At 70.1% G+C, this 1,131-nt stretch carries 3 protein-coding genes; all 3 read left to right on the top strand.

From position 1 onward, the window contains the following. On the top strand, window positions 1–216 hold a 216-nt coding region (locus ACWDNU_RS46565), incomplete at its 5' end, for a DNA glycosylase AlkZ-like family protein (protein ID WP_449673540.1). 128 nt (window positions 217–344) lie between these two features. Next, complete coding sequence (locus ACWDNU_RS46560; protein ID WP_449673539.1) at window positions 345–857, top strand: amidohydrolase family protein; 513 nt, start codon at window positions 345–347, stop codon at window positions 855–857. Next, window positions 854–1,131, top strand: a 278-nt coding sequence (locus ACWDNU_RS46555; RefSeq protein ID WP_449673538.1) for a TetR/AcrR family transcriptional regulator, incomplete at its 3' end; no start/stop codon positions are given. The genes ACWDNU_RS46560 and ACWDNU_RS46555, both read left to right, overlap by 4 nt.

Raw genomic sequence — 1,131 nt, 5'->3', positions numbered from 1 at the left:
GTCTCCCCGGTGCTCATCGACGGCTTCCTCGCGGGGATGTACAAGGTCTTCGTGAAGTCCGGCACCGCGCGACTGCGGATCAGCCCGGTCCGTGCCTGGACGAAAGCCGAAGCGGCGCAGGTCGAAGCGGAGGCCGCGGCGCTGCTCGCCTTCCTCGAACCGGAATCCACGCCCGCCGTGGAGATCCTGGCGCCCGGCGCGGACGTCCGGCCGTGACACGCGTTTAACGCCGTGGCAACACCGGCTTCCTAGGGTCGGTGCCACGACGTTCATGGCTGCAACGGACGACGTGCTCCGCTGATCCGGGCGGGCGAACCAGCCGCATCCGCAGAAGAGGTGCGCGCATGGGTTCCCCCGCGTCCGTTGTCATCACCGACGTCACCGTCTACACCGAACAGGGCTGGGCGCCCGGCGAGGTCGTCGTCCGCGACGGTGTCGTCGTCGCCCTGGCGGCCGGTCCCGAACACGCCGGTCTGCCCCGTTTCGACGGCGGTTCCGGCTATCTGCTGCCCGGCTTCGTCAACACCCACACCCACCTGCAACAAGCCGTGCTGCGCGGTGCCGGCGAGGGTCTGCCGCTGCTCGAATGGTTGCGCTGCGTCGGTGAGTTCACGGTCGCGGCTACGCCGGAGCAGACCTATCTCTCGGCGCTGGCCGGTGGTCTGGAACTGCTGCGCAGCGGGGTCACCACGGTGGTCGAGCACCTGTGGCCGAACCCGTCGGACGCGGTCCACCAGGCGATGATCCGGGCGCTCGACGAGCTCGGTATCCGGGTCGTGCTCGGTCGCGGCATCGCCGATCGCGCCGATATCACCCGCAAGTGGGCTCGACCACTCCGATCACCGGCGACCGGATGACCGAACCGGCAGGCCCGCTCGCGGCCCGCCACGCCCCGACCGGCCTGCGCGAGCGCAAGAAGCGCCAGACCAGGGCCGCGATCGTCGAGATCGGGCTGAGCCTGTGCGACGCGCAGGGATTCGACGCAACGACGGTCGAGCAGATCGCCGCGGGCGCCGACGTCTCCCCGCGCACGGTCAACCGGTACTTCCCGATGAAGGAAGACATCGTGCTCGCCCCGATCGACGATTTCGGGCTCACCGTGGCCGAGGCGCTGGGCGAGCAGCCGCGCAC

The sequence above is a fragment of the Amycolatopsis sp. NPDC003676 genome (genome assembly GCF_053587275.1).
This window is presented reverse-complemented; position numbering and strand designations above follow the sequence as displayed.

What these genes read in the sequence shown, in the direction of transcription:
- ACWDNU_RS46560 (WP_449673539.1), top strand. Translation starts at nt 345, where the DNA reads ATGGGTTCCCCCGCGTCCGTTGTCATCACCGACGTCACCGTCTACACC.